The following is a 21,961-nucleotide window of genomic DNA, read 5'->3' on the forward strand; positions in this document are numbered from 1 at the left end:
CGCCGGCGCCGTGGGGCTGGAGGGGCCCGCGGGACGTCAGGAGGGCACGGCAGGCTGGAGGTAGATCGTGGTGGCGTGCGGGACGCGGTCGCGGATGCGGCGCTCGGTGTCGGCCAGGGCCCGCGACGCCTCCCCCATGTCCTGCTCGGCGGGCATGATCACGCGGGCGGCGACGAGCACGTCGTCCGGCCCGAGGTGCAGCGTCCGCAGCTCGGTGAAGGAGCGGATCGCGGGATCCTGGTGCAGAACGTCCTCGATGGCGCCCTGCACGGCCGGCGAGGCGGCCTCCCCGATGATCATGCTCTTGGTCTCGCGCGCCAGGATGAGGGCCACGACGACCAGCAGCAGGCCGATGGCCACCGAGCCGATGCCGTCGAACTGGGTGTTGCCCGTGACGAGCGACAGCGTCACGCCGACGAGCGCGAACCCCAGGCCGGCCAGCGCCGCCGCGTCCTCCAGCAGCACCACGGGCAGCTCGGGCGCCTTGGCCTCCTTGACGAAGCGGGCCCACGACCGGCCGGCGCGCACCCGGTTGGAGTGGCGCACGGCCGTGCGCAGCGACATGCCCTCCATGACGATGGCCACGAGCAGGACGCCGATGGCCCACGGCCAGCTCTCCAGCGGATGCGGATGGGTGATCTTCTCGTAGCCCTCGTACAGGGCGAACAGGCCGCCGCCGAAGAACAGCACCACGGACACCAGGAAGCCGTAGAAGTAGCGCACGCCGCCGTAGCCGAAGGGGTGCGTCCGGCTCGGCCGGTGCGCCGACTGCCTGCGTCCCAGCATCAGGAGGAGCTGGTTGCCCGAGTCCGCGGTGGAATGGATGCCCTCGGCCAGCATGGCCGACGACCCCGTGAAGAAGAAGGCCACGAACTTGGACACCGCGATCCCGACGTTGGCGGCCAGCGCCGCCACTGTGGCCTCTTCTGATCCGTCCTTGCTCACCGTCGCCGACTACCCGCGCGGACGAGGATCTACCATGCGCCCGCGTGCGCGTTCCGGCGGCCGGGCTCTTCCGGGCCGGCCGGAACCTTCGGGAGTGACCGGAACCCTCCGGGAGTGACCGGAACCCTCCGGGAGTGATGGGACGATGGGTGACGGGAGGCGAGGCCATGGGTGCCGAGGGGTGGACCGAGCGGGCGAGGGCGCTGTACGAGGAGGCCGTGTTCGGCGGCGACGACGGCGCCCTGACCGCGGCCGGCCACGAGCTGGACGCGGTCGAGGCCGATCTCTCCCTGGCGCGGGGCCGGATCGCGCACGCGCGCTTCCTGCGCGACGGCGAGGAGGACCCCGACGAGCTGCCGCTGTTCCTGCGGGCCCGCGGCCTCTACCGGTCGCTGGGCGACACGCGGGGCGAGGCGGAGGCGGTGTTCTGGCTCGGGACGTACCACCAGGTCGTACGGCACGACCATGACACGGCGCTGCCGCTGCTGGAGCGCTCGTACGCGCTGGCGAGCGCCGCCGGCGACCGGCTGACCATGTCGTACGCGGCGCGCCACCTGGGCATCGCCGCGCACGCCGCGGGGCGGCTGGACGTGGCGCGGGAGCGGCTGGAGGAGTCGACGCGGCTGCGCCGGGAGCTGGGGTTCCTGCCCGGCGTCGCCGCGAACCTCGTGGGCCTCGTCCACGTCGCCCTCGACGAGGGGCGTGCCGGCGACGCCGAGACGCTGGCGGCGGAGGCGGCCGAACTGGCGGAGGCCGGCGGCGCCAAGGCGATCCTGCGCCAGGTCGAGGAGGCCCGCGCCCGCCTGGCCGCGACCTCCTGAGCAGCCTCGCTCCTTTGCGTCCTTCCGCATGGCGGCCCGCCCGTCGCGCGTCCTCGTTCCCTTGAAACGCCGCGCACTCCTGAGCACGCACGCCCATGCCTCCGGCCCGCGACACCCACCTCGCGGGCCGGGGGGGGCACCCCGCTGAGGGCTCAGGTGACGCAGTTCCTGCCGGTGTTGACGCACGTGACGACGGTCCGCATGAGCCGGTCCGACATCACGACGACGGCGCCCGCGTGGGCGGTCCGCGGGGCGTGGCGCTCGCCGGCGAACGAGTCCAGCGCGAACGGGACGTCCGTGCCCTCCGGCCGGGTCGTGGGCAGCTCGCCGTACACGAGCGTGAGACGGAGCTGCGGCACGGCGCGCGTGCCGCTCGGGCAGGCGCCGTCCTCGCCGGGGAAGACGAGGTGCGCGCGGTGGGTGGCGCTGTCGGTGTTCTCGCCGTCCCAGCAGCTCGGCATGTCGTGGACGCGCACGAGGCGGCTGCCCGAGGGGCAGATCGGGTACTTGTCGGTCAGCCGGTCGGTGAAGCCGGTGCAGCTCCACGCCGCGCGGACGTTGTCGTCGCCGTTGGTCAGCGCTCTCGGGTCGCCGGAGAGCAGCCGGAGGAAGCGCGGCATCGCCGTGACCCGGGAGGTGGGGTTGCCGCGGTACTGGACGCGCACGGCGACGGGCTCCACCGGGGTGCCGACGTTGTTCTCGACGGCCTGCCGGGGGCTGTCCGCCTGGGCTGTGGAGGCGGCGTCGGGCTGGGCGGAGAGGGTGTCGTCGGGCGCCGGGTCGGTCGTGCCGGGGTCGGGCGCCAAGTCGGTCGTTCCCGGGTCGGGGGTCAGGTCGGTCGCGCCGGCCTCGGGCGGCAGGTCGGTGGGGCCGAGGTCGGTGGGGCCGAGGTCGGTGGGCACGTCGGTCGGCAGGTCCGTCGCATCGGGATCGGAGGGATCGGGATCGGCTGGGGCTGTGGGGGCGGCCTCGGCGCCGGTGCCGGTCCGCTTGCTCGAACCGGTGCCCGTGCTCGAAGAGGTGCCCGTGACCGTAGGGGCGGGGCTCGTGGGGGTGCTGTCCGGCTCGTCGGTGGCGCGCGTGCGCAGGACGGGCCAGAAGTACGTGGACCGGTCGGCGCGGTTGGCGCAGGTGGTGGTTGACGCGGCCAGGCTCTCGTTGGTGGAGAACGCGTCGGTCGTGGTGTTGCCCACGTAGTCGATGAGCTGCTGGGCGCCGTCCTGGACGCCGGGCGCGACGATGAGGTCGTCCTCGTTGGCGTGGGAATCCCCCGGGACGCCGCAGCGGGAGAGGAACGTGCCCCGGGAGCCCCTGCCCGTGCTCCGTGGCTGCTCGGCGCGGGCGACCTGCCGGATGTCGACGAAGTCGTCGGCCGTCGGCCCGATCGCCGCCGGGTCCGCCGCGGCCGAGGCGGTGGCGGTGGCGGTGGCGGAGGAGCCGGGCGTGCCGGACGTGGACAGGGAGCACGCGGCGAGCCCGTCCAGGCCCGTCGGGCGGGCGGCGACGCGGCCGATCGCGATCGCGATCCGGTCGATGGCGGCGGCCCGCTTGTCCTCCAGCGGGCCGAGGATGGCGTTGCGCACGAAGTTCGGGCCGCCCTCGCCGGCCGACGACGCCAGCCGCGCGTTCGCCTCGGCGATCTGCTTCTCCAGGAGCGCCAGGTTGCGGTCCACCTCCTCCCGCGCCGCCGCCGGGACGGCGGGCAACCGGTCCGCCACGCCGGGGCAGACGATCGTCTCGGCGCTGTTCGCGCCCGCCGACGACCCGGCGCCGGACAGCCGTAACACGCCAGCCCCCTGCTGCGGTGACGGGCCCGTCGCGAGCACCAGCACGATGCCGCCGAACAGGGTCAGCCAGGGCCTGAACGGACGTCCACGCGAGGCACCTCGCATGCGACACTCCTCCCGGTCGATGCAGCAGATCCGGAAGATCTGCTTTTCGCCAGGTACGGCGTCGCCGGTCCGGCGGTTCAGCTCCCGGCGGACCGGCGACCGCGCCGCGCCGTCTCCCGGAGGCCCCGGTCGGAAACGGTTTCCGAGGTTGCCGAGGCGAGGGCGCGGGCCACGTGCCGTCCCCTTTCGAGAACGGGCTCCGGGACCCTCCGGTGGAGGTCAGGGGGCGGTCGCGAGCCGGGGCAGGAGCTCGGCCGCGTCCCGTTCCGGCAGCTCGATGCCGAAGCGGTCGCGCAGCACCGCGACCAGCCCCGGGGCGGTGGCGACGGCGCCGGCGTCCTCCCGCATGACGTCCTCGATGCGGATCCTGGCGTCCGGGGTCGTGCGCTGCGCGAGCACGTGCCGGGTGAACGGCGAGCGCGGGCTCGTCGCGACGTAGTGGTTGGCCACCTCGAAGTCGCTCGGGTACTGCGGCTCCTCCTCCCGGAACGCGTACAGCGCGGTGTCGCCGGCGCGCAGCTCCCAGAAGTCGCCGTCGCGGCCGAGCCGCCACGCCCACTCCCCCAGGCGCGCCGTCGCCCCGTCGCGGAACGGCAGGGGCTCCACCAGCCCCTCACCCCCGAACCCCACGTCGGCCAGCCACCGCCCGCCCTCCTCCGGCTCCACCGTGAGGGTCGCGTGGGTGCGCGCCAGGTGGAACCGGCCGCCGAGCCGGATGCGGGCCAGGTGGCGGGTCACGCGGAAGCCGAGGCGTTCGAGGGCGGCGGCGAACAGGAGGTTGTGCTCGTGGCAGTAGCCGCCGCGGCGCCTGCGGACCAGCTTGTCCTGGAGGCTCTCCAGGTCGATCGGGACGCCTCTGCCGAGGACGACGTCGAGGTTCTCGAACGGGATGGAGGTGACGTGCGCCCGGTGGACGGCGCGCAGCGTCGCGGCGGAGGGGGCGCGGGCGCCGTCGTGTCCGATGCGGGCGAGGTAGGCGTCCAGGTCGAGCTTCTCGATGTCCCAGGTCATGATTCCCAGCCTGCCGGGTGCGGAGCCGCGCCGCGGTCGCTTCGGAGGGCTTCGCGGCAGGGGGACCGCCGCGGGGCGGCCCCCGCGTCCGCCAGGATGGGAGTCGTGGCCACCAACGACGATGACACGCTGCCCCTCCAGCCGCCGGTACGGCTGCCCTCCGAGGCCGAGCTGGCGGCGGCCGTGCGCGCGGCGCCCCTGACGACGGCCCTCCTCCGCCCCACCGCCCCCGCGACCGACGGACCCGAGCAGGGCTCCGGGGCGAGCGAGGAGGAGCTGCTGGACGAGGCCGTCCGGGAGCAGGTGGCGGAGGTCCTGCGGGAGGGGGAGGACCGGCAGATCCTCCGGACGTGGACGGAGGTGTGCCGCGACGTCCTCCTGCGCGACGAGCAGGTCTTCCTGTGCCTCGTACGCCTGTTCATGCGGCGCGAGCGGCTGTCCGGGCCGCCGGGCGTCCTCGGTACGCTCGGACTGGTACGGCGCGTCGTACAGGACCCTCCTCCCACCGGGACGCGGGGACGGGGCCGCAAGGCGGGGGGCGGAGCGGCGGACGCGGAGATGGCCGAGCTGTACACGCTGAGCCCGCTCGGCTCGTGGGCGGCCAGGGGACTGGTCAGCGAGGCGTCCGGCCAGGACATCCCGGTCATGGGGTCGTTCGCCACGCAGGACGCCGCCGCGCTGCTGCAGGGCCTGCGCTCGTACCCGGAGCCGGAGCGGCTGGAGGAACTGACCGGTTGGCTGGCCGGCAAGGACCGGGGCGAGGCGGCCGAGGAGGTGGGCGCGGCGCTCGCCGCCGCGAGCCCGCTGGGCCGGGCCGTCGGCGTGGATCTGTTGGCGACTGACTTCGGCGACGAGGGCCGGCTGGTGCTCGACCGGCTCATCGACACGCCCCGGCTCGGAGCGGTGATCGCGGCCCGCCTGGGCCGCGACGAGCGTCCCTCGACGCCGGAGGAGATCGCGTGGGCGCTGGTGGACATGGCGGCGACGCTGCTGGAGTTCGGCGGCGAGACGGACGAGGTGATCGCCTCGATCTCGACGGGCATGGACGCCGAGGAGCAGGCGGGGACCCTCGCGCTGTTCGCCCTGGGTGACCATCCGTGGACGGCGCAGGTGCTGCGGGTGTTCATCGACCACCATCCGGACGAACGCGTCGCCGCGGCCGCCCGCAAGGCGCTGCGCCGCCTGCACGGCCTCGCCTCGATCCGCGGCTAGTCCCCGGCTCTTCCGACGGCCCGGCTACTTCCGGCCCGCTCTCCCGGGACGTTCTCCCAGCCCGCTCTCCCGGCCCGCTTTCCCGGGACGTTCTCCCGGGACGACGCTCTCGACGCGCTCCCCAGCCGTGCGCCGCCGCTGCGGGCCGCGGGCGCGCGGACAGGCGGGCGCGTGGGCGGGTGGGCCGTGCGCGGGACGGACAGGCGGGCGCGCGGGCGGGTGGGCGCGGGTAGAGTCGGCGGCGATGACGAAGCACACGATCACTCCCCCCGCCGCCCCCATCCTGGGCGACGCGTACGTCTGCGACTGCGGCGAGGATCTGCCCAGCCGCATGAGCGCGGAGGTGCACGCCGCCGAGACCGGCCAGTGCAGCGTCTGCCTGGGCTCGGCCCAGGAGCCGGTGGCGCCCGGGTTCGTGCCGGAGCTGACACGCGACTGCACGGCGTGCGCGGGCACCGGCCGGCGGCGCGAGCAGGTCGTCTGGCAGCTCGCCCACGCCGAGGCGGAGCAGCTCATCACCCTCAGTGTCGTGCGGGACGTCGTGGCGGGCATCGACGGGCCGTTCCACCTGTCGGAGGTCGCCGACGCGGTCCGCGCGGGGCTGGGCCTCCAGACGGGCCGGCTCCCGGTGGGGCCGAGGGTGCGCGACCTGCTGCTGCGCCTCCAGGCGTCCGGCGAGATCACCATGTTGTCGGCGCCGGACGAGCTGCTGGCCGGCACCGACGTGGTCCTCTACCGCGATCCCCAATGGCAGCGCGCCCGCACCCTGGGCACGTGACCCGGGCCATCTGACCTTCCGCCATGTTCGAACCCGGGGACGGCGCGCGGTCCCGCCCCGGTCATCCGTGATCGTGGCGGGTGAGGGTTCAGACTGGTGAGCGTGCGCTCGTCTTCGCTGATCACGCTCACGCCGCTGCTCCCGGCCGCCCTGGTGCTCCTCGTCGCGGTGGGCGCGGTCGTGGCCTGGCTCGGGCGGCTCGGTCACGGGCGGGCCGTGGTCACGGCGAGCCTGCGCGCCGCCGTGCAGCTGGGCGCCGTGTCCGCGGTGATCGCCTGGGTGATCGCCTCCTCCGCCGCCGTGGCGGGCTTCATCCTGCTCATGTACGGCGTCGCCGCCTTCACCGCGGGCCGGCGCGTCACGCGCGGCCGTAGGGGGTGGTGGGCGGCCGTGCCCATCGCGGCGGGCGTCGCGCCGGTGCTGGGCGTCCTGGCGGCCGGCGGGGTGATCTCGGCGAAGGGCGTGGTGGTGATCCCGGTCGCCGGGATCCTGCTCGGCGGCTGCCTGACCGCCACCACGCTGGCCGGGCGGCGCGCCCTCGACGAGCTGGCCCAGCGCAAGGGGGAGGTGGAGGCGGCCCTGTCGCTGGGGTTCACCCCGAGGGAGGCGGCGCTGGAGATCTGCCGTCCGGCGGCCTCGCAGGCGCTGGTGCCGGCGCTCGACCAGACGCGGACCGTGGGGCTGGTCACGCTCCCGGGCGCGTTCGTGGGCATGCTGCTCGGCGGGGCGAGCCCCGTACAGGCCGGGATCGTGCAGCTCGTGGTGCTGGTGGCGCTGCTGGCCGCCGAAGCCGTGGCGACGCTGGTGACGATCGAGGTGGCCGCCCGCGGCCGCTTCGGCGCCACCCCGCAGTGACACGGCCACCCCACTGTGAGACGGCCACTCCCACTGTGAGACGGCCATCCCACAGCGAGACGGCTGCCCCGCAGTGAGACGGCCGCCCTCCTGCGGTGAGGTTGCCGCCCTGCGGTCACCTCACCGCAGGAGGGCCGGTGAGGGTCAGGCGCGGCAGAGGATCTCGCCGTGCAGGACGGAGAACCAGCCGTCCCCGTCCGCGGCCCACTCGCGCCACCCGTCGGCCATGCGGAGCAGGTCGTCGCGGGTGGCGGCGCCGGTGGCGAGCGCCTGGTCGGCCATGGCCGAGCCGAGGATGCGCTCGGCCCACATGCCGCCCCACCACGCCCGGTCCTCCGGGGTCGCGAAGCACCACGTGGACGAGGTGGCGGTCACGTCCTCGAACCCGGCCGCCCGGGCCCACGACAGCAGCCGGCGTCCCGCGTCGGGCTCGCCGCCGTTGCCGCGCGCCATCCGCTGGTAGAGGGCCATCCAGTCGTCGAGCACGGGGATCTGCGGGTACCAGGCGAAGGCCGTGTAATCGCTGTCGCGCGCCGCGACGAAGCCGCCGGGCTTGGTGACGCGGCGCATCTCGCGCAGCGCCCGCACCGGGTCGCCGACGTGCTGGAGCACCTGGTGGGCGTGGACGACGCAGAACGTGTCGTCCGGGAAGTCGAGGGCGTGCGCGTCGGCGACGGCGAAGGCGGCGTTGGCGACGCCGCGGGCGGCCAGCTCGGCGCGGGCCAGCTCCAGCGCCTCGACGGTCACCTCGGACGCGGTCACGTGCCCCACCCGGGCGGCCAGGTCGGCGGTGATGGTGCCCGGCCCGCTGCCCACGTCGAGCAGCGTCATGTGCGGCTTGAGGTGGGGCAGCAGGTACGCCGCCGAGTTCTCGGCGGTGCGCCACCGGTGCGACCTCAGCACCGACTCGTGGTGGCCGTGCGTGTATACGGCGTCCATCAGAACTCCCTTGTCCTCATCCCGTGGCCGACAGGGCAACCTTAGCCCTCGTCTCAGCATGAGAGAAGATTCGTCTCATCATGCGAGAAGCGTGAAGGCGCGGGGGTGAGGGGGCCGAGGCGGCGGGTAGAGGGTGCGGGCCGGCGACCCACGCCGGCCGGACGACGCTGGATGAGGAGGAAACCCCCATGGCGAAGACCGTGGCAGACATCATGACGGCCCGGCCCGCGGCGGTGGAGGCGGAGCAACCCGTCTCGGTCGCCGCGGCGCTGATGCGTGACAACGACGCCGGAGCCGTGATCGTGAACGACAACGGCCGGGTCAGCGGCATCATCACCGACCGTGACATCGCGGTCCGCGTGGTCGCGGCGGACAAGGGTCCCGGCACGCCGGTGCGCGAGGCGTGCAGCCCGTCCGTCGAGACCGTCGGTCCCGACACCAGCCTCGACCAGGCGGTGCAGCTCATGCGCACGAACGCCGTACGGCGGCTGCCCGTCGTCGAGGGCGGCAAGGCCGTCGGGATCGTCAGCCTGGGCGACCTGGCGATGGAGCGCGACCCGGAGTCGGCGCTCGGCGACATCTCGGCCGCGACCGGCAACGACTGAGCCGCTACATTCCGGCCCGCACATCAGGCAGGCACGTCCGGGCCCGGCCCCACGGCCGGGCCCGGACGCATGCCGGCGCCGCGCGGAAATGTCGGTGGCGGCGGCGCGCGGGAATGTCGGTGGCGGTCGCTACGGTGGCGGGATGGTCACAGTCGAGGACGTGCGGCGGATCGCGTCCCCCCTCCCCCGCTCGTCGGAGCACCTCATCAGGGACCGCGTCAAGTTCCGGGTGGGCTCGATCGTCTACCTCGCCTTCTCCCGCGACGAGACCGTGATGGGTTTCGCGTTCCCGAAGGAGGAGCGCGCGGCGCTGGTGGCCGCCGAGCCGCACAAGTTCCTCATGCCGGACGAGCGCGACCTGCGCTACAACTGGGTGCTCGTCCGGATGTCGGCCCTCGACCTCGACGAGATGCGCGAACTGGTCGTCGAGGCGTGGCGGATGGTCGTGCCGAAGAAGGTCTACGCCGCCCACACCGCCGGCATCCGCTGAGGCGCCGGGGCGCCGGGCGGCTCAGCGCAGGCCGCGGTACAGCTCCGCCGTCAGGGTGGTGATGCGGCGTACCGACGCGCTCCACGTGCCGCCCGCCGGGTGCGCGGTGAGGACCGCCAGCACGTACCTGTCGTCCTTGCCGGCCAGGCCGGTCGTGTGGAGCACGGGACGCCCCAGGTCCGGCACGCCGGAGCCGCGGGCGCGCAGCGCCACGGCCGAGATCGACGCCCCCCGCGCCCCCGTGGCGGCCGTGCCGGTCGAGACCGCGCCCGCCGGAGCGGAGCCGGCCGGGACCGCGCCCGCCGGAGCGGAGCCGGCCGAGACGACGCCCGGGGAGGCCGAGCCGGGGCGGCAGCGCACCGGCGGCACCTCGCCGAACCCCGACCAGCCCTGCTTGACCGCCCACGGCCGGGGCAGCGCGCGCGGGATGCCGAAGTACTGGTCGAAGCCGTCGGTGCCGCACGGGGTGGCGGCCCGCAGGTGGCCGAGGATCGTGTCACGGACCCGCGGCGCGGCCCGGTCCAGCAGGTAGCGGTACACGCGGACCACGTCGTACGCGCTGAGCGAGGTGTACCCCCAGAAGCCGGGCTTGGACGCGGGCGGCGGCGCGGTGTCGGACAGGCCGAGCCGGCGGGCCATGCGGGTGATGACGGCGCCCTTGCCGGCGCGGTCCCACAGGGTCGAGGCGGCGTCGTCGTCGCTGGAGCGCAGCATGATCTTCAGCAGCCGCGCGTCGGCCGGCGGGACGGTCGTGCGCGACTCCAGGTAGTCGACGGCGAGGAGGATCTTCACCACCGAGGCGGAGCGGAACGCCCGGTGGGCGTTGCGGGTGGCCACGATCCGCCCGCCGCCGCCGGCCTGGCGGTCGAAGACCACCCACGCGGCCGTCGTCCCGGCCGGCACCTGGGGCGGCTTGGCGGCCAAAGCCCCGGAAACGCCGGATGAGCCACCCGTAGCACCTGAAGCACCCGAAGCGCCGGAGGCGGCGGGGGGACGCGCCTGCGACGCCCGGACGGCGGGAGGGCCGGAGACGCAGCCCGCGGCGAGGGGGACGGCCGCCGCGACGGCGGCCCACGGCTTGATGCGCATCCGCCATACCTACCAGAACGGGCGGACCGCCCGAAGATCACCCCATTCGAGCTGGACCGATATCGGCTTCCGTATGGACGGCCCGGCGGCGCAGTCTTGGACAGGCGCGGCCGGGTGTGGTCGGATGGCCGCCATGCCCGATGCGAACCCCACGCGGAGCCATGCCCGGCTGACGGGCGTCGCCCGCCTGCTCGGAGCGGCGGCGGCCGCCGGCGTGCTCGTCGCCGCCATCGCGCTGCCCGCCGTGGGCGGCTCCGGCGCCGCGGTCGTCTCCGCCGCCGAGGAGCTCAACCTGCGGCCGATGGAGCTGGCGGAGCCGCCGCTGCCGCAGGCGTCCACGGTGTACGACGCCAAGGGCAAGCGGATCGCGCAGTTCTACGCCGAGGACCGCAAGGTGGTCCGGCTGGACCAGATCTCCGAGATCATGCGCAAGGCGATCGTCGCCATCGAGGACGACCGCTTCTACCAGCACGGCGCGATCGACATCGAGGGCACCGTGCGCGCCCTGGCCAAGAACCTCAGCTCGGGCGGGGTGAGTCAGGGCGGTTCCAGCATCACCCAGCAGTACGTCAAGCAGGTGCTGCTCAACTCGGCCGCCACCGAGGAGGGCAAGGAGAAGGCCCTGGAGGCCAGCTACGCCCGCAAGCTCAACGAGCTGCGCTACGCGATGGGCATCGAGAAGAAGTACACCAAGGACGAGATCCTGGCGAAGTACCTCAACATCGCGTACTTCGGGGCGGGCGCGAACGGCGTGGAGGCGGCGGCCCGGCGCTTCTTCGGGGTGTCGGCGGCCCGGCTGACGCTGCCGCAGGCGGCGACCCTCGCCGGAGCCGTGCAGAACCCGAACCTCACCGACCCCGAGACCGGCGCCAAGGCGCGCAAGCGGCTGCTCGACCGGCGCAACACGGTGCTCGACCGGATGGCCCAGCTCAAGGTCATCACGGCCGAGGAGGCCGCCGAGGCCAAGTCCGCCAAGCTCGGCTACAAGGGCGTCCGCCAGCCCAACGGCTGCCAGGCCACCGTCTCCGCGCCGTACTTCTGCGAGTACGTCCGCTACGAGCTGCTGACCAACAAGGCGTTCGGCAAGACCCAGCGGGCCAGGCAGGAGGCGTTCCGCCGGGGCGGGCTGCGGATCTACACGACGCTCGACCCGAAGGCGCAGGCCGCCGCGGACAAGGCCGTCAAGAAGCACGTGTACGCCTCCGACCGGGCGCTCGCCTCCGAGGCGCTGGTCGAGCCCGGCACCGGCATGATCAGGGCGATGGCGGCCAGCCGGCCGTTCGGATCCGACGTCAAGAAGCACGAGATCTCCTACAACCCGGTGGCCGACATGCGGCACGGCGGACTGATCGGCTTCCAGGCGGGCTCGACGTTCAAGACCTTCACCCTCCTCACGGCCCTCAAGAAGGGCATGAAGATCGGCGACGGCATCAGCGTCGGCGGCAGCTACACCGCGCCCTCCGCGTCCAGCTTCAAGGACTGCAAGGGCAACAACATGGGCATCCCGTCGTGGCCGGTGACCAACGACGAGGGCACGGGCGGGTTCAAGACCCTGGCGACCGGCACGTGGGGGTCCGTCAACACGTTCTTCGTGGCGCTGGAGCAGCGGGTCGGGCTGTGCGAGACCGTGGAGACGGCCAAGTCGCTGGGGATCCGGCGGGCCGACGGCAAGCCCCTGCACGAGGTCGAGACGTTCACCCTCGGCATCAACGAGATGGACCCGGTGACGGTGGCGGCGGCCTACGCGGGCATCGCGGCCCGGGGCAAGTACTGCGCGCCGCTGGCCATCACCAAGATCACCGATGTGGCGACCGGCCGGTCCACCTCCTTCGCGCCGCAGTGCCGGCAGGCGGTGGAGGCGCCCGTGGCCGACGCGGCGGCCAACGTGCTGTCCGGCGTGTTCACCCAGGGCACGATGCGCGGCGTCGGCGGCATCGGCCGGCCGGCGGCGGGCAAGACCGGCACCACCGACGGGTACGCCAGCGCCTGGTTCGCCGGTTTCACCCCGGACCTCGCGGGCGCGGTCAGCATCGGCGACCCGCGCGGCTCGCAGCGCTACAAGCTGACGGGCATCACGCTCGGCGGCCAGTCCTTCGGCTCGGTCCAGGGCGCCTCCGTGCCCGGCCCGATCTGGAAGGACACCATGCTGGCCGCCCTGAAGGGCACGCCGGCCACGCCGTTCACGCCCGTGGACCAGGCCCGCTTCGGCGGCTGCGGCTCGGCCTGCGCGCCGGTGCGCCGGCAGACCCCGGACGACGAGCAGAACCCCACGGACGACGACGGGGTCATCGACGACACGCAGATCGCCGACCTGCCCGGCGGCGGCGCCCTTCCGACGACGGCACCGGACGGGACCATCCCGGACGGCACCGCGCCGGACGGCACGGTGTCGGACGGCACGGTGTCGGACGGCACGGTGCCGGACGGCGCCGACGGCACCGGGACGGAGTGACGCCCCCGGACGCCGGGGCCGTCGCGGTCGGCTCCGGCGTCCGGGAGTAGTTTTCGGGGTACGAGCCCGGATCCGCCTCTCACCGAAGGAGCCCGATGCCCATCTCGACGGCCCTCGTCCCGACCGACCGCCCCGAGCGTTACATCAAGCAGCTCGTCTCCCACCTCGGGCACAAGGCGACCACGGCCCTGTCCGCCGACGGCCGGGCGACGATCACCCTCTCGGACGGGGAGTGCGTGCTCGCGCCGTCCGGCGACGCCCTGGAGATGATCGCGACGGCGGCCGACGCCGAGGCGCTGGCCGTGGTCCAGGACGTGGTGACCCGGCACCTGCTGCGCTTCGCCGCCCAGGAGGAGCTGCGTACCGAGTGGACGGAGCCCGTCGCGGGCGACGAGCTGGAGGTCCTGTCCCCCGTCGCGAGCGACTACCTGCTCACGCACTGCACCCCGCCCGACGAGCTGCTGACGGAGCTGGTGACGCGGACGCGCGAGGCCACCGGCGGCGCCGCCGGCATGCAGATCTCGCACGACGAGGGCGCGCTGCTGTCGCTGCTGGTGCGGATGACGGGGGCGCGTCGCGCCATCGAGGTGGGCGTGTTCACCGGCTACTCCTCGCTGTGCATCGCCCGCGCGCTGCCCGCGGACGGCCACCTGCTGGCCTGCGACGTGAGCGACGAGTGGACCTCCATCGCCCGCGAGTACTGGGAGCGCGCGGGCGTGGCCGACCGCGTGGAGCTGCGCATCGGGCCCGCGCTCGACACGCTGCGCGCGCTGCCCGCCGAGCAGGTCTACGACTTTGCCTTCATCGACGCCGACAAGGTGAGCTACCCCGACTACTACGAGGAGATCGTCTCGCGGCTGCGGACGGGCGGGCTGGTCGTCCTGGACAACGTCTTCCAGGCCGGGCGCGTCTTCGACCCGGCCTTCCAGGGCGAGAACCAGGTGGCGATCCGCCGCGTGAACGAGATGGTCGCCCGCGACGAGCGGGTGGAGTCGGTGATGCTCCCGGTGCGCGACGGCGTCACCCTCGCGCGCCGGAAGTGAGCCGGACGTGACCTGAGGGGGGATCAGGCGCCGACCGGCTCGGGGTTGTGGGAGCGCAGGGACAGCCGCCCGTTCTCCACGTCCACCATCACCCGGCCGCCCTCGCCGACCTCCCCCGTCAGCAGCAGCGCGGACAGCCGGTTGTCCAGCTCCCGCTGGACGACGCGGCGCAGCGGCCGGGCGCCGAACTCGGGCTGGTAGCCGCGCTCGGCCAGCCAGTCCACGGCCGCCTCCGAGACCTGGAGGTCGATGTCCTGGCCGCGCAGCCGCTGCCGGGTGCGCTCCAGGAACAGCTCGACGATCTGACGCAGCTGCGTGCGGTCCAGCCGCTTGAAGATGATGGTCTCGTCGATGCGGTTGAGCAGCTCGGGCCGCATGGAGTGGCGCAGCAGGTCCATGAGCCGCTCCTCCAGGTTCGGGTCGTCGCCCGAGTCGAGGATGAGCTGGGCGCCGATGTTGCTGGTCATGATGACGATCGTGTTGGTGAAGTCGACGGTGCGGCCCTGGCCGTCGGTCAGGCGGCCGTCGTCCAGCATCTGCAGCAGGATGTTGGTCACGTCGGGGTGGGCCTTCTCGATCTCGTCGAGCAGCAGCACGCAGTGCGGGCGGCGGCGGACGGCCTCGGTGAGCTGCCCGGCCTCCTCGTAGCCGACGTAGCCGGGCGGCGCGCCGACGAGCCGGGAGACCGTGTGGCGCTCCTGGTACTCGCTCATGTCGAGCCGGACCATGTGGTCCTCGCCGCCGAACAGCGCCGCCGCGAGCGCGCGGGCCAGCTCGGTCTTGCCGACGCCGGTCGGCCCGAGGAACAGGAAGCTGCCGATCGGCCGGTGCGGGTCGGACAGCCCGGCGCGGGCGCGGCGGACCGCCTCGGCGATCGCGACGACGGCCTCGTCCTGGCCGACGACCCGCTGGTGCAGATGGTCCTCCAGCCGCATCAGCCGCTCGCGCTCCTGCTCGGTGAGCTGGCGCACCGGGATGCCGGTGCGCCGGGAGACGATCTCGGCGACGTCCTCGGCGGTCACCTGTGGCGCCTCGTCACGGACCTGCCGGGCGCGCTCCAGCTCGGGGCGCAGCTTGCCGATCTCCGCCGTCAGCTCCTTGGCCTTGTCGAAGTCGTCGCCGGCGACGGCCTGGTCCTTGTCGCGGCGCAGCGCGTCGAGGCGCTCCTCCAGGTCGCGCACGTCGGTGCTGGGCGTGCGGGCGCGCAGCCGTACCCGGGCGGCGGCCTGGTCCATGAGGTCGATGGCCTTGTCCGGCAGGAACCGGTCGGGGATGTAGCGGTCGGACAGGATGGCGGCGGCGTGCAGCGCCTCGTCGGTGATGCGCGCCTGGTGGTGGGCCTCGTAGGCGTCGCGCAGGCCGCGCAGGATCTCGATCGTCTCCTCGACGGTGGGCTCCGCGACGAGGATGGGCTGGAAGCGGCGTTCGAGGGCGGCGTCCTTCTCGACGTTCTTGCGGTACTCGTCGATGGTCGTGGCGGCGATGACGTGCAGCTCGCCGCGGGCGAGGGCGGGCTTGAGGATGTTGGCGGCGTCCATGCCGCCCTCGGCCGAGCCCGCGCCGACGAGCGTGTGCATCTCGTCGATGAACACGATCGTCCGGTCGGCGGCGGCGCGCACCTCGTCGACGACCTTCTTGATGCGCTCCTCGAACTCGCCGCGGTACTTCGTCCCGGCCACCATGCCGGTCAGGTCGAGGGCGACCACGCGGCGGTCCTTGAGCGGGTCGGGCACGTCGCCGTTGACGATGCGCTGGGCGATGCCCTCGACGATGGCGGTCTTGCCGACGCCGGGCTCGCCGATGAGCGCGGGGTTGTTCTTGGTGCGGCGGGACAGCACCTCCAGGGCCTGCTCGATCTCGTCCTCGCGGCCGACGACCGGGTCGATCCGGCCCTGACGGGCCTCCTCGGTCAGGTCCCTGCCGAACTGGTCGAGCGAGGGCGTGTCGCTGGCGGACATCCGGTCGGCCGGGCGGGGTTCCTCGCCGTGCCCCTGGGCGCGCTGGAGCCGCTCGACGGTGACGCCGGCCTCCTGGAGCAGCCGGGCGGCGGTGGAGTCGGGGTTGACGACGAGCGCGAGCAGCAGGTGCTCGGGGCCGATGTAGGAGGAGCCGAGGGCGCGGGCGACGCGCTGGGCGTCGAGGAGCATCCGCTTGACGGCCGGGGAGAGCGTCGCGGGCGGCTCGTCGGCGGGCTCGCCGGGCGTGGCGGCGGCCTCGGCCCGCTCGCGCAGCCGGTCCACGTCGGTGCCGGCGGACAGGAGCAGGGCCCTGGCCTGCTCGTTGCGGGTGAGGGCGTCGAGCAGGTCGAGGTCGCCGAGGTCGTCGGCGCCGCGCCGTCCGGCGGTCTCCAGGGCGTCGGTGAGCACCTGGCGGGCCTGCTCGCTGAGCAGCCTGCCGATGTCGACGCGTTGCACGCTGGGCCGGGCGGGCGGCCACGCGTCGCCGAACATCCGTCCGGTGAGCTCCTCGAACCGCCTGAACGGATCTCTCCCGAATAGCGGCATATCCGACATGTTCGACATTACGGATCCCTCCTCACGCACTGAGGGTTCCCCTTGCCGAAGACGCCGCCCGGCAAAGTCAAGCCGTCGGCGCCGGACGGCAAAATCCCGCGGTACGGGGGCGGAGCGCCGATCCGCCGGGGCGGCGCGAGGCCCTCGACGCCAGGGCGAGCCGCTCGGAGCGGCGCGACTCCTCCGGCATTCGGGCGGAGCAGGGTCAGCGCAGGGTCAGCGCAGGGCGGCGACCGCCTCCGCGACGGGCGTGTCGCCCGAGACCAGCTCCAGCGTCCGGTGGACCGCGGCCCGCTCCCGCAGCAGCTCCGCCAGCACGGCCGCCACGTCGTCGCGGGGCACCGTGCCGCGCGGCACCTCCGGCTCCAGTCGGACCAGCCCCGTGCCCGGGTCGTCGGTCAGGCCGCCCGGCCGGACGATCGTCCAGTCGAGGTCGCGGCCGCGCAGGTCCACCTCGGCCTGCGTCTTCGCGGTGATGTACGCCGCCCACACCTCGTCGCGGCCCCCCGCCGGAGGCTTGCCCGCGCCCATGGAGGAGATCTGCAGGAAGCGGCGCACCCCCGCCCGCTCGGCCGCGTCGGCCAGCAGCGCGGAGGCGGCCCGGTCGACGGTGTCCTTGCGCGCCACGCCGCTGCCCGGCCCGGCGCCGGCGGCGAACACGGCCGCGTCGGCGCCGTCGAGCACGGCGGCCAGCTCCTCGGCGGAGGCGCGTTCGAGGTCGCACACCACGGCACGGGCCCCGGCGGCCTCGACGTCGGACACGTGCGCGGGATTGCGCACCAGGCCGACGGCGGCGCTCCCGAGCAGCCGCTCCAGCCGCAGCGCGATCTTCCCATGACCGCCCGCGATGATGATCCTCATCCGCCCATGGTGTCATGGAGCCATGAGCGACTTCCCGCAGGCCCCCACCCCGGCGTTCCTGTTCGACCTGGACGGCACCCTGATCGACAGCGTGTACCAGCACGTCATCGCCTGGCGGCAGGCCCTGTCCGGCATGGGCATCGACCTGTCGGTGTGGCGGATCCACCGGCGCATCGGGATGAGCGGCGGACTGTTCGTGAGCGCGCTGCTGCGCGAGACCGGGCTGAAGCTCACCCAGGAGCAGATCGACGAGCTGCAGAACACCCACGCCGACGCCTACACCGAGCAGGTCCACTCGGTCCGCCCGCTGCCCGGCGCCGCCGAGCTGCTGGCCGAGCTGTCGTCGCGGGGCGTGCCGTGGGCGATCGCCACCAGCGGGTACGCCCGCACGGCCCGGCTGGCCCTCGCCATGCTCGGCCTGCCCGAGGACACGCCCATGGTCACCCGCGACCTCGTGCGCCGCGCCAAGCCGGACCCCGACCTGTTCCTGGCGGGGGCGGCGCTGGTCGGCGTGGACCCCGCGCATGCGATGGTGGTGGGAGACAGCGTGTGGGACCTGCTGGCCGCCCGCCGGGCGGGCGCGCTCGGGATCGGGCTGCTGTCGGGCGGTTACGGCAGGGACGAACTCGAACGGGCGGGCGCCTTCCGGGTGTACTCCGACCCGGCGGACATGCTGGGCCGGCTGGACGAGCTCGGCGTGCGCGGCACCGAGTGACCGCGACGATCGGCGTGGCGGGAATATCCGGCCGAACCCCTGCGGCTTGACCGTGCGTACCCCTGATGGAGGAGCTGAAATGGACTTGGCAGACATCGGCGTCACCGGTCTGGCGACCATGGGACGCAACCTGGCCCGCAACCTGGCCAGACACGGCTACGCGGTCGCCGTGCACAACCGTTCCGCGAGCCGCACCCGCGACCTCGTCAAGGAGTTCGGCGGCGAGGGCACGTTCGTGGCCTCCGAGGAGCTCGCGGACTTCGTGGCCTCGCTGAAGCGCCCCCGGCGGGCGATCATCATGGTGAAGGCCGGTGCGGGCACCGACGCGGTGATCGACCAGCTCGCTGAGCTGATGGAGCCCGGCGACATGATCGTCGACGGCGGCAACGCGCACTTCGCCGACACCCGGCGCCGCGAGGCGGCCCTGCGGGAGAAGGGCATCCACTTCGTCGGCACCGGCATCTCCGGCGGCGAGGAGGGCGCGCTGAACGGGCCGAGCATCATGCCGGGCGGCTCCAAGGAGTCGTGGGAGGCGCTCGGGCCGATCCTGCAGGACATCTCGGCCAAGGTCGACGGCGTGCCGTGCGCGGTCCACGTGGGCCCCGACGGCGCCGGGCACTTCGTCAAGATGGTGCACAACGGCATCGAGTACTCCGACATGCAGCTCATCGCCGAGTCGTACGACCTGCTGCGGCAGGCGCTCGGCGCGACCCCGGCGGAGCTGGCCGAGGTGTTCCGGGAGTGGAACCAGGGCGACCTCGGCTCGTACCTCATCGAGATCACCGCCGAGGTGCTGGACCAGGTCGACGCGGCCACCGGCAAGCCGTTCGTCGACGTGGTGGTCGACCAGGCCGAGCAGAAGGGCACCGGCCGCTGGACCGTGCAGAGCGCGCTCGACCTGGGCGTGCCGGTCACCGGCATCGCCGAGGCGGTCTTCGCCCGCGCGCTGTCCGGCCACCCCGAGCAGCGCGCCGCCGCCGCGGGCCTGGAGGGGCCGAAGCTGTCGGGCGTGGGCGGGCGCGAGCTCATCGAGGACGTGCGGCAGGCGCTCTACGCGTCCAAGATCGTCGCCTACGCGCAGGGCTTCGACCAGATGGCCGCCGCCTCCAAGGAGTACGGCTGGGACCTCGAACTGGGCGCCATGGCCACCATCTGGCGGGGCGGGTGCATCATCCGGGCCAAGTTCCTCGACCGGATCCGCGCCGCGTACGACGCCGACCCGGCGCTGCCGACGCTGCTCGCGGACCCGACGTTCGCGGCGGCGCTCAACCTGGCGCAGGACGCGTGGCGGCGGGTCGTCACCACGGCCGTGCAGATCGGGGTGCCGACGCCGGGCTTCTCCTCGGCGCTGGCCTACTACGACGGGCTGCGCCGCGACCGGCTGCCGGCGGCGCTGGTGCAGGGGCTGCGCGACTTCTTCGGCGCGCACACCTACCTGCGGGTGGACCGGGAGGGCGCCTTCCACACGGACTGGTCGGGCGACCGCTCGGAGCGCTCGGCGTGACCGTCCGGCCATCCTCGGCGGGTTGACCGTCCGCCTGTCCTGGGCGATGTGATGCGGGGAGGCGCCCGGCCCGCTCGGCCGGGTGGCCTCCCCGCACGCGTTCGCACCGTACGAGCGCCGGTGTCCGAGGGCCGTCAGGCGGCCGAGACGCAGAACGGGTGACCCTCGGGGTCGGTGAACACGGTCCAGGAGTCCTCACCCGGCTGGAACTCCGGCATGGCCGCGCCGAGGGCGACCAGCTCGCGGCGGGCCGCCTCGAGGTCGGCCACCTGGAAGTCCAGGTGGAGGTGCTTCTCGCCGCCCGGCCAGCCGGGACCGCCGGGGTAGCCGTCCACCCGCTGGAACGCGAGCGTGACGGGGCCGCCCTCGACGGTGGCGTAGTCGGCGTCGCCCTCGCCGGCGCGCCAGCCGGTGGCCTTGGCGTAGAAGGCGGCGAGCGCGACCGGGTCGGCGCAGTCGAAGATGATCGTGGAAAGGGTCGTCATACGGCCCAGCCTGCTCGGCGCGGTGGGCGCGGTCTTGAACATCCTTGCGCCCGGCCGCGCTTCCTCGCCGACACTCGTCGGGCAGCCCCCTCTCCCATTTGGTGGCGTTCAGCACCATGCATTACGATACGGGGCGTGGCGTATCGAAAGAATGTCGAGGAGCCGGCGCGCGGCCGTCCCCGTGACGCGGGTCTGGACCAGCGGATCACTGCTGTCGTCCTGGAGGTGCTGGCGGAGTCCGGTTACGAGGGGGTGTCCTTCGAGGAGGTCGCCCGGCGGTGCCGGACATCCAAGGCGAGCCTGTATCGACGGTGGGCGTCCAAGCGGGAGATGGTGATCGCCGCGGTCAAGACCGGGGCCGCACAGCGCGGGGCCGGCGAGCCGATCGACACGGGCAGCCTGCGCGGGGACGTGTTGAGCCTGTGCCGGCGCCTGGACCGGACCATGCGCGCCACGGACAGCCGGACCGCGATGCTGCTCCTGCAGGCGGGCCTGGAGGACCCGGACCTGTGCGAGGCCATCGAGAACGCCGTCGGCCCGACAGGAGCCCGGTTGCCGCGACAGGTCATCGACGCCGCGATCGCACGCGGCGAACTGCCCGACGGCGCGGACCCTTTCGCGTTCGAGGAAGTGGTCGGTGCCGCCCTCCTGCTGCGACGGGTCAACGACCTCGCGGTCGACGAGGAGTACCTGTCCGCACTCGTCGACACCATCGTCATCCCCGCCCTGAAGGCATCGTCCGGGCGGGCTCCCCTGCCCGCCGGGATCTTCTCCGGCCACCCGGCCCCCACCACCCATGAGAGCGCCGCCCCTGACGCGAAGGAGAACGCATGACCAGCCGACCGACGATCGACGGCTTCGACTACCAGGCCATCCCCGGCACCGACGGCGTCGGCCTCAACGTCGCCGTCGGCGGGAGCGGGCCGGCCGTGGTCCTCCTGCACGGCTTCCCGCAGACCCACTACATGTGGCGCCACGTCGCGGCGAGGCTCGCCGACGACCACACGGTCATCGTCCCTGACCTGCGCGGATACGGCGACAGCGACAAGCCGGACGGGAGTGACCCCGCCGCGTACTCCAAGCGCACGATGGCTCAGGACATCGTGACGGTCGCGTCCGCCCTCGGCGTCGACCACTTCGGGCTCGTCGGGCACGACCGCGGTGCCCTGGTCGCCGTCCGCGCCGGCTTGGACCACCCCGCCGTCGTGGACTACCTGGGGATCCTCGACGTCCTGCCCACCCTCGACACGTGGGCCGTTCTGCGGGGAGCCGACGCCAAAGTCGCCTGGCACCTGTACCTGATGGCTCAGCCCATCGGGCTTCCCGAGAAGATGATCCGCGCGGTCGCTCCGGAGTTCTTCGGCTCCTTCCTGGACGCGTGGGACCCCAACGGCACGACGTTCACCCCTGAGGAACGCGCCTACTACATCGACAGCTCGGTCGCCGCGATCGACTCCATCGTGGCCGACTACCGGGCCACCGCGAGCATCGATCTGGAGATGGATCGAGCCGACCGTGAACGTGGCGCGCGGCTCGCGATGCCGGTCGGCGTCATCTCACAGGACTGGGGCTCCCGGCTCGGCTTCGACGCCGCGTCACTGTGGCGGGCCTGGGCGCCGGACCTGACCTACCAGCCGACCACGTCCGGGCACTTCATGGCCGAGGAGAACCCCGACGAGATCGCCGCCTTCATCACCACCCTCGCGACGCGCCCGAGCACGCGGACCCGCTGATCGCACCCCATCACGTGA

Annotated in this window: 20 protein-coding genes; 12 read left to right on the forward strand and 8 right to left on the reverse strand. The window is 73.7% G+C overall.

The features are described 5' to 3' along the window. Positions 1 to 36: 36 nt before the first annotated feature. Positions 37 to 945 carry a cation diffusion facilitator family transporter gene (locus HD595_RS42395; protein WP_253779667.1) on the reverse strand — a complete coding sequence of 303 codons (909 nt, stop codon included), beginning with the start codon at positions 943 to 945 and terminating at the stop codon, positions 37 to 39. A gap of 137 nt (positions 946 to 1,082) precedes the next feature. On the opposite strand from HD595_RS42395, the gene HD595_RS42400 reads away from it, so the two are divergent. Beyond that, complete coding sequence (locus HD595_RS42400; protein WP_253779670.1) at positions 1,083 to 1,766, forward strand: tetratricopeptide repeat protein; 684 nt, start codon at positions 1,083 to 1,085, stop codon at positions 1,764 to 1,766. A 152-nt stretch (positions 1,767 to 1,918) separates the two neighbouring features. Here the strand turns inward: HD595_RS42400 and HD595_RS42405 are convergent, their stop codons facing one another. Both HD595_RS42405 and HD595_RS42410 read right to left on the reverse strand, forming a co-directional pair. After that, positions 1,919 to 3,658: a DUF1996 domain-containing protein gene (locus tag HD595_RS42405; protein ID WP_253779672.1), complete on the reverse strand. Its 1,740-nt coding sequence runs from the start codon at positions 3,656 to 3,658 to the stop codon at positions 1,919 to 1,921. Between the two features lie 219 nt (positions 3,659 to 3,877). After that, the gene (locus HD595_RS42410; protein WP_253779674.1) at positions 3,878 to 4,669 is read right to left on the reverse strand and encodes an arylamine N-acetyltransferase family protein; all 792 of its coding nucleotides are present in this window, start codon (positions 4,667 to 4,669) and stop codon (positions 3,878 to 3,880) included. Positions 4,670 to 4,774: 105 nt separating this feature from the next. Here HD595_RS42410 and HD595_RS42415 point away from each other — a divergent pair, with 105 nt between their 5' ends. The 3 genes from HD595_RS42415 to HD595_RS42425 all read left to right on the forward strand — a co-directional run bounded on the left by HD595_RS42415 (position 4,775) and on the right by HD595_RS42425 (position 7,514). Continuing rightward, positions 4,775 to 5,881 (forward strand): hypothetical protein, encoded by a 1,107-nt coding sequence (locus tag HD595_RS42415; RefSeq protein ID WP_253779677.1) that lies wholly within the window; start codon positions 4,775 to 4,777, stop codon positions 5,879 to 5,881. 244 nt (positions 5,882 to 6,125) lie between these two features. Then, entirely contained in the window at positions 6,126 to 6,659 is a 534-nt protein-coding gene (locus tag HD595_RS42420; protein WP_253779680.1) for a hypothetical protein, read from the forward strand. 102 nt (positions 6,660 to 6,761) lie between these two features. After that, positions 6,762 to 7,514 (forward strand): ABC transporter permease, encoded by a 753-nt coding sequence (locus tag HD595_RS42425; protein WP_253779682.1) that lies wholly within the window; start codon positions 6,762 to 6,764, stop codon positions 7,512 to 7,514. Positions 7,515 to 7,658: 144 nt separating this feature from the next. Here HD595_RS42425 and HD595_RS42430 read toward each other — a convergent pair whose 3' ends face one another. Continuing rightward, complete coding sequence (locus HD595_RS42430) at positions 7,659 to 8,453, reverse strand: class I SAM-dependent methyltransferase (RefSeq protein ID WP_253779685.1); 795 nt, start codon at positions 8,451 to 8,453, stop codon at positions 7,659 to 7,661. A 188-nt stretch (positions 8,454 to 8,641) separates the two neighbouring features. Between HD595_RS42430 and HD595_RS42435 the strand changes: the two genes are divergently transcribed. After that, entirely contained in the window at positions 8,642 to 9,058 is a 417-nt protein-coding gene (locus tag HD595_RS42435) for a CBS domain-containing protein (protein ID WP_253779687.1), read from the forward strand. 142 nt (positions 9,059 to 9,200) lie between these two features. Further along, positions 9,201 to 9,548: an MmcQ/YjbR family DNA-binding protein gene (locus tag HD595_RS42440; RefSeq protein ID WP_253779690.1), complete on the forward strand. Its 348-nt coding sequence runs from the start codon at positions 9,201 to 9,203 to the stop codon at positions 9,546 to 9,548. 21 nt (positions 9,549 to 9,569) lie between these two features. On the opposite strand, the gene HD595_RS42445 is transcribed toward HD595_RS42440, so the two are convergent. Then, positions 9,570 to 10,637 (reverse strand): D-alanyl-D-alanine carboxypeptidase family protein, encoded by a 1,068-nt coding sequence (locus HD595_RS42445; RefSeq protein WP_253779692.1) that lies wholly within the window; start codon positions 10,635 to 10,637, stop codon positions 9,570 to 9,572. A gap of 133 nt (positions 10,638 to 10,770) precedes the next feature. Here HD595_RS42445 and HD595_RS42450 point away from each other — a divergent pair, with 133 nt between their 5' ends. Next, complete coding sequence (locus tag HD595_RS42450; protein ID WP_253779694.1) at positions 10,771 to 13,089, forward strand: transglycosylase domain-containing protein; 2,319 nt, start codon at positions 10,771 to 10,773, stop codon at positions 13,087 to 13,089. Between the two features lie 95 nt (positions 13,090 to 13,184). Continuing rightward, positions 13,185 to 14,132: a DUF2218 domain-containing protein gene (locus HD595_RS42460; RefSeq protein ID WP_308211345.1), complete on the forward strand. Its 948-nt coding sequence runs from the start codon at positions 13,185 to 13,187 to the stop codon at positions 14,130 to 14,132. Between the two features lie 23 nt (positions 14,133 to 14,155). On the opposite strand, the gene HD595_RS42465 is transcribed toward HD595_RS42460, so the two are convergent. Both HD595_RS42465 and HD595_RS42470 read right to left on the reverse strand, forming a co-directional pair. Next, positions 14,156 to 16,645, reverse strand: a complete 2,490-nt coding sequence (locus HD595_RS42465; protein WP_301309744.1) for an ATP-dependent Clp protease ATP-binding subunit — start codon at positions 16,643 to 16,645, stop codon at positions 14,156 to 14,158. Positions 16,646 to 16,861: 216 nt separating this feature from the next. Further along, on the reverse strand, positions 16,862 to 17,506 hold the full coding sequence (locus HD595_RS42470) for an NAD(P)H-binding protein (protein WP_253779696.1): 645 nt from the start codon (positions 17,504 to 17,506) through the stop codon (positions 16,862 to 16,864). A gap of 22 nt (positions 17,507 to 17,528) precedes the next feature. Between HD595_RS42470 and HD595_RS42475 the strand changes: the two genes are divergently transcribed. Together HD595_RS42475 and gndA are read left to right on the forward strand one after the other, a co-directional pair. Continuing rightward, positions 17,529 to 18,221 carry an HAD family hydrolase gene (locus HD595_RS42475; protein ID WP_253779699.1) on the forward strand — a complete coding sequence of 231 codons (693 nt, stop codon included), beginning with the start codon at positions 17,529 to 17,531 and terminating at the stop codon, positions 18,219 to 18,221. A gap of 79 nt (positions 18,222 to 18,300) precedes the next feature. Then, entirely contained in the window at positions 18,301 to 19,725 is a 1,425-nt protein-coding gene (gene gndA, locus HD595_RS42480; protein ID WP_253779701.1) for an NADP-dependent phosphogluconate dehydrogenase, read from the forward strand. 134 nt (positions 19,726 to 19,859) lie between these two features. Here gndA and HD595_RS42485 read toward each other — a convergent pair whose 3' ends face one another. Continuing rightward, complete coding sequence (locus HD595_RS42485) at positions 19,860 to 20,210, reverse strand: VOC family protein (RefSeq protein WP_253779703.1); 351 nt, start codon at positions 20,208 to 20,210, stop codon at positions 19,860 to 19,862. A gap of 135 nt (positions 20,211 to 20,345) precedes the next feature. Here HD595_RS42485 and HD595_RS42490 point away from each other — a divergent pair, with 135 nt between their 5' ends. Further along, positions 20,346 to 21,044 (forward strand): TetR/AcrR family transcriptional regulator, encoded by a 699-nt coding sequence (locus HD595_RS42490; RefSeq protein WP_253779704.1) that lies wholly within the window; start codon positions 20,346 to 20,348, stop codon positions 21,042 to 21,044. Beyond that, entirely contained in the window at positions 21,041 to 21,943 is a 903-nt protein-coding gene (locus HD595_RS42495; RefSeq protein ID WP_253779705.1) for an alpha/beta fold hydrolase, read from the forward strand. Before HD595_RS42490 ends, HD595_RS42495 begins: the two co-directional genes overlap by 4 nt. Positions 21,944 to 21,961 lie beyond the last annotated feature (18 nt).

The organism is Nonomuraea roseoviolacea subsp. carminata (assembly GCF_024172185.1).
Lineage (GTDB): Bacteria > Actinomycetota > Actinomycetes > Streptosporangiales > Streptosporangiaceae > Nonomuraea > Nonomuraea roseoviolacea.

Coding starts and splice junctions, on each gene's coding strand:
- HD595_RS42430 (WP_253779685.1), bottom strand. CDS start 8,453: ATGGACGCCGTATACACGCACGGCCACCACGAGTCGGTGCTGAGGTCG.
- HD595_RS42435 (WP_253779687.1), top strand. CDS start 8,642: ATGGCGAAGACCGTGGCAGACATCATGACGGCCCGGCCCGCGGCGGTG.
- HD595_RS42450 (WP_253779694.1), top strand. CDS start 10,771: ATGCCCGATGCGAACCCCACGCGGAGCCATGCCCGGCTGACGGGCGTC.
- HD595_RS42420 (WP_253779680.1), top strand. CDS start 6,126: ATGACGAAGCACACGATCACTCCCCCCGCCGCCCCCATCCTGGGCGAC.
- HD595_RS42475 (WP_253779699.1), top strand. CDS start 17,529: ATGAGCGACTTCCCGCAGGCCCCCACCCCGGCGTTCCTGTTCGACCTG.
- HD595_RS42460 (WP_308211345.1), top strand. CDS start 13,185: ATGCCCATCTCGACGGCCCTCGTCCCGACCGACCGCCCCGAGCGTTAC.
- HD595_RS42485 (WP_253779703.1), bottom strand. CDS start 20,210: ATGACGACCCTTTCCACGATCATCTTCGACTGCGCCGACCCGGTCGCG.
- HD595_RS42440 (WP_253779690.1), top strand. CDS start 9,201: ATGGTCACAGTCGAGGACGTGCGGCGGATCGCGTCCCCCCTCCCCCGC.
- HD595_RS42405 (WP_253779672.1), bottom strand. CDS start 3,658: ATGCGAGGTGCCTCGCGTGGACGTCCGTTCAGGCCCTGGCTGACCCTG.
- HD595_RS42445 (WP_253779692.1), bottom strand. CDS start 10,637: ATGCGCATCAAGCCGTGGGCCGCCGTCGCGGCGGCCGTCCCCCTCGCC.
- HD595_RS42495 (WP_253779705.1), top strand. CDS start 21,041: ATGACCAGCCGACCGACGATCGACGGCTTCGACTACCAGGCCATCCCC.
- HD595_RS42470 (WP_253779696.1), bottom strand. CDS start 17,506: ATGAGGATCATCATCGCGGGCGGTCATGGGAAGATCGCGCTGCGGCTG.
- gndA (WP_253779701.1), top strand. CDS start 18,301: ATGGACTTGGCAGACATCGGCGTCACCGGTCTGGCGACCATGGGACGC.
- HD595_RS42400 (WP_253779670.1), top strand. CDS start 1,083: ATGGGACGATGGGTGACGGGAGGCGAGGCCATGGGTGCCGAGGGGTGG.
- HD595_RS42465 (WP_301309744.1), bottom strand. CDS start 16,645: ATGTCGGATATGCCGCTATTCGGGAGAGATCCGTTCAGGCGGTTCGAG.
- HD595_RS42410 (WP_253779674.1), bottom strand. CDS start 4,669: ATGACCTGGGACATCGAGAAGCTCGACCTGGACGCCTACCTCGCCCGC.